This is a genomic window from Roseiarcus sp. (assembly GCF_052145395.1).
Classification (GTDB): domain Bacteria; phylum Pseudomonadota; class Alphaproteobacteria; order Rhizobiales; family Beijerinckiaceae; genus Roseiarcus.
The window spans coordinates 1-4,506 of the sequence record NZ_JBKQOT010000200.1 but is presented as its reverse complement, the minus strand read 5'-3'; the positions used below and the strand labels follow the sequence as shown (position 1 = coordinate 4,506).

5 protein-coding genes are annotated in these 4,506 nt (G+C 66.0%); 2 read left to right on the top strand and 3 right to left on the bottom strand.

From position 1 onward, the window contains the following. From ACLP25_RS06870 to ppsR, 3 genes are all read right to left on the bottom strand, one after another. On the bottom strand, nucleotides 1–504 hold a 504-nt coding region (locus ACLP25_RS06870), incomplete at its 3' end, for a PucC family protein (RefSeq protein ID WP_442468471.1). Further along, nucleotides 501–1,382 (bottom strand): chlorophyll synthase ChlG, encoded by an 882-nt coding sequence (chlG, locus tag ACLP25_RS06865; protein WP_442468470.1) that lies wholly within the window; start codon nucleotides 1,380–1,382, stop codon nucleotides 501–503. The genes ACLP25_RS06870 and chlG, both read right to left, overlap by 4 nt. Nucleotides 1,383–1,476: 94 nt before the next feature. Beyond that, entirely contained in the window at nucleotides 1,477–2,925 is a 1,449-nt protein-coding gene (gene ppsR, locus ACLP25_RS06860; protein WP_442468469.1) for a transcriptional regulator PpsR, read from the bottom strand. 481 nt (nucleotides 2,926–3,406) lie between these two features. Between ppsR and bchF the strand changes: the two genes are divergently transcribed. Beyond that, nucleotides 3,407–3,934, top strand: a complete 528-nt coding sequence (gene bchF / locus ACLP25_RS06855; RefSeq protein WP_442468468.1) for a 2-vinyl bacteriochlorophyllide hydratase — start codon at nucleotides 3,407–3,409, stop codon at nucleotides 3,932–3,934. Next, nucleotides 3,931–4,506 (top strand): nitrogenase component 1 (locus tag ACLP25_RS06850; RefSeq protein WP_442468467.1); only part of this gene is annotated, 576 nt, incomplete at its 3' end. The genes bchF and ACLP25_RS06850, both read left to right, overlap by 4 nt.

Here is a 4,506-nt window from a genome sequence, read left to right as displayed (position 1 = left end):
GAGGAAATGCCCGGCAAGCGGCGCTGAAATCGCAAAGCCGAGGATCATCATCATCCAGACAACGCAAGCCGCCGCGGCGCGCCGGCGCGGCGCGACGCGCGAGGCAAGTAGCGCCAGCACCGACGTGCCGGCCGACCCTGCGCCCATGCCGACAAGCAGGAAAGCGACCGCTGCAACCGAGAGCCCGAGCGACAGGGCGTTCGCAGCGAGCGCGGTTCCGACCGCGGCGCCGATCGCGCCGATCGCGAGGGTCGCCATGCCGCCGACGATCCACGGCGTGCGGCGTCCGCCCACGTCGGACCCGTAGCCCCACGCGGGCCGGAAGATCTGGACCGCGTAATGCGACGCCACGAGCAGGCCGGGCACGAGCGCGGGCAAGGCAAACTCGACGACCATCACCCGATTGATGGTTGACGTCATCAGGACCACGATCGCGCCGAGCGCGGTCTGCGCAATCCCGAGCCGGACGATGCCCGGCCAGCCGAGCCCCCGTTCGCTCATCATGGCGCTGCTCCCGCAGCTCGCAGCGCGAAGGCGCTCGTCAGCATGCCAAGGACATAAAGCGTCGTCCCGGTCGCATTGTAGACGGCCGCCTGTCCTCGAGGGTCCTTGAGGAGTCGCGGCATCAAGGCCAGCTGTCCGAGAAGCAGCGCCGCGACCGTCGCCCCATAAAGCGGCCGATTCCAGGCGACAAGCAGCCCGACGACGACGACTTGAGGCGCGGCCATCACCACACAAGCGAGCCGTGCCGCTCGCTCGGCCCCGAGCTGAACGGGCAGAGAGCGGACGCCGAGGCGTCTGTCGCCTTCGATCGACTTGAAGTCGTTGAGCGTCATGATGCCGTGCGCGCCAAAGCTGTAGAGAGCCGCAAGCAGAATGACCCTCGGGTCCGGCAGGCTCGCGGCCATAATGGCCGCGCCGGTGAACCAGGGCAGCCCCTCGTAGGCCACCGCGACCGCGGAATTTCCCCACCAGCCGTTTTGCTTCAGCCGAACCGGCGGCATGCTGTAGGCCCAGGCAAGCACCAGCCCGACCACCGCGGCCGCAAACACCCAAGGCCCGAGCGACCAAGCCCAGGCGAGCGAGAAGACCGTCCACACGCAAGCGATGTAGAGGCCCCAGCGTCCCGGAATCCGGCCCGACGGTATCGGGCGGCCGGGCTCGTTGACGGCGTCGACGTCGCGGTCGTACCAGTCGTTCACCGCCTGGCTGGTGGCGCAGATGAGAGGGCCCGCCAGCGCGACCCCGGCCAGGACGATCGCCCATCGCGCCGAGGTCGGCAGCCCGCTCGAGATCACCCCACAGGCGAACGCCCACATGGGCGCAAACCAGGTGATTGGCTTGAGCAGTTCCAGAACGGCTCTCGGCTGGGGGCTCCGCATGCCGCAAAGCTAAGCTTGACCGCTCAGAAATGTCAAGACAGGTTGACACTTAGAAGACCGGTTTGTGTCAGGGGCAGACGACACTCGGGGGCGCTTAGCGCTCCGAGCCGCCGTTGTCGCTGTCCCCGTCCCCTAGGCCATAGCGACGAAGCTTCACGTAGAATGCTTGGCGACTGAGGCCGAGCATCTCCGCTGCGGAGGCGCGGTTCTCCCGGGTCAACTCGAGCGCAGCCTCGATGCAGAGGCGTTCGATCAAGTCCGTCGTTTCGCGCACCAGATTTTTCATCGGCACGCGTCCGACGAGCTCGGTAAATTGTTCGACGGTTCGCGGCAACTCCCGGCCTCCGAGTCTCTCTCGCCCGCCGCGCCAGCCAGTTGCGCGAATCGTCATGCCGAAGACAGGCGCCGTGCCGCCTAGCGCCGAAACGGCCACGATTTCCACGTCTTCGGCGGTCCCCAGCTCGCCCCGGGCCACGGTGGAAAAGAAGCGCACGTTTGCATGCGCCCGGAGATTCGAGAAAAGGACGTCAACATCGACGCCCGGGCGGCCGATCCATCGCTCGATCGGTTCGCCGCGCACCTGGATCGCCGTCGTCGCCTGGACGAGGTCCAGGAACGCCGCATTCGCCGTCATGATCCTCCGGTCCGCCGCGACGACGACGAAGGCTTCGGGGATCGCCTCCACGAGGCGCAGAATGTTCGCGTCGTCGACCGACGCCCCGAGGGACGATTCGCCCAGCCGCGAAAGAAGGACGACGAGTAGCGGCGCGCCGTCCTGGCGATAGGACGAACCCGTCAGCAACACGCCGCTGTTGTCGAGCGCGAGTTGGGCGTGAACCCTGTCGACCCGGGGAGCGATACGCGTTGCCGCGAGGAAGGAGGCCGCCGTCTGGCGGCTCGACTCGGCGAACAGGGCCTCGAAGTCGCGGCCGACCAGCTTCTTCGGCTCCGCGCCGAACAGGATGGCGGCCGCCGGATTGGCTTCGACGATTCGCGCCGTGTTCGAATCGAGGATCAGGACGGCTTCGGAGGCGAGTTGAAACAGCAGCCGATAGCGTTTCTCGGCATTGCGGATCCGCGTGTATTCGCGTTCCATTTCCTGCTGAGATTCGACCAGGCGCTGCTGGAGCGCCGCCATCGGCCTCAGATCGCGTCCGACCACGAGAATTCGGCCATCCTGGCCGTAGCGGACCGCACGATAGCGGACCGGGACGTCTGAGCCCCGACTGGCCGGGTGGTTGACCTGGCGCCAGCGCAGCGATGCCTGCTGAGCCGAATCGCGGATAAGGTCCTCGATCTTCGGGCGCGTCTCGTCAGTAACGGTGTCGATCAGGCGCTTGCCGATCCACTCCGGCCCAGCCAACCTGGTCAGGTCCGCGTCCGAGAATGCGGCGTCAAGAATGACGCCGGCGCTGTCGACGACTAGCGCCACGTCGGCGGTCGAGGCGAGCAAATGTCCGATGTCTTCGGGATCGAGCCCACGCAACAGTTCGCCGGCCGCCGCAAATCGCGCTAAGGATGCCGAACTTGCACCTTCGACCACGAGTTCGCCCCTCAAGTTGAGGATCAAGTTTGATACAGGTTCAGCGCCCGCCAATTTCCGGTCGCGCGCCCCGCAATAGCAAACTCCTCGCAATCACCATAGCCTCCTGCGAAGTCGTGGCGCCCGCGTCGGCGCTGGTTCTCGACCCTAATTCGGGTTCTGACGCGACGACCGGACCTCCGACAAGAAGATCTCGGACCACAACTCGGGCAAGGCCCTCCGTGCCGCCTGGCCACCCTGAGTCGCGCGCCGCATGGCGATTTGTTGGACGGTCTGCCTCGCCGCGTCTCGTTTCCGCGCTCTGACGGGCGGGGAGCGCGCGCCAATCAAAGCTCCTTGCTCAACGTGTCATCCTAGTGTAACTAAAAAAAGACGTCAACACAGATTGACACTTTCACTCCCTTGGTCCTAGATTGCCCACCCAACGGCTTCGTCGACCCCGTCGGTGCGGCCAGCCTCGAGGACCGGAGAAGCGGGACCGATGCAACGAGGGCGTCCGCCAGCAGCGCAGGCAAAGCCGCTCTACTCCACAGAGCAGCGCGCACGGCGCGACCAAAGCATCTGGACGATCGTTCAAGCGGTCCTGGCTCCGGTCCAGTTCGTGGGCTTTCTCGTCAGCCTCGGCCTCGTCGTCCGCTTCCTTGTGACGGGCGCCGGAGAGGAGTCCGCCCTCATATCCGTCGTTGGCAAAACGATCGTTCTCTACGCGATCATGATCACCGGATCGATCTGGGAGAAAGCAGTCTTCGGCAAGTATCTCTTCGCCGAATCCTTCTTCTGGGAGGACGTGTTCTCGATGCTCGTCATCGCATTGCACACAGCGTATCTCATGGCGCTGTTCCTCGGAGTGCTCGACCCTCGCGCGCTGATGCTGCTCGCGCTTGCAGCCTACGCGGCTTACGTCATCAACGCCACCCAGTTCCTTGTCAAATTGCGCGCGGCGCGGCTTCAAGGCTCATCAGACGCCGGATTCGCGGTGGCGAACGCTCAACCGGGGGTCGCGCCATGAACGCGCGCGTCCCGCTCGACCTCAGGCCGGCTCCGGACGCGCGCGGTTGCGGCCCCTCCCCTGTCCTGCGCGAGCGCGGGCAGCGCGAAGTCTTTTGCGGACTGACCAGCATTGTCTGGCTCCACCGCAAGATCCGCGACGCCTTCTTCCTCGTCGTTGGCTCCCGCACTTGCGCGCATCTGATCCAGTCCGCGGCGGGCGCAATGATTTTCGCCGAGCCGCGGTTTGCGACCGCGATCCTCACCGAACGCGATCTCGCGGGCATGGCGGATGTGAACGAGGAGCTCGATCGGGTCGTCGCGCGGCTCCTTGAGCGCCGGCCGGAGATCAAGCTTCTGTTCCTCGTGGGCTCCTGCCCGTCGGAGGTCATCAAGATCGATCTGGCGCGCGCGGCGCGCCGCCTGTCCGCGACCCACGCGCCGCGTGCGCGGGTCGTTGCCTATTCCGGCAGCGGGATAGAGACGACGTTCACCCAGGGCGAAGATTCCTGCCTGGCCGCGCTTGTGCCGACGCTTGCGGAGGAGGACCCGAGCGTCGGGCCGAGTCTGCTGGTGACGGGATCTCTCGCCGAC

Excerpts from the sequence above, each read along its gene's own strand:
- chlG (WP_442468470.1), bottom strand. The coding sequence starts at position 1,382 with ATGCGGAGCCCCCAGCCGAGAGCCGTTCTGGAACTGCTCAAGCCAATC.
- bchF (WP_442468468.1), top strand. The coding sequence starts at position 3,407 with ATGCAACGAGGGCGTCCGCCAGCAGCGCAGGCAAAGCCGCTCTACTCC.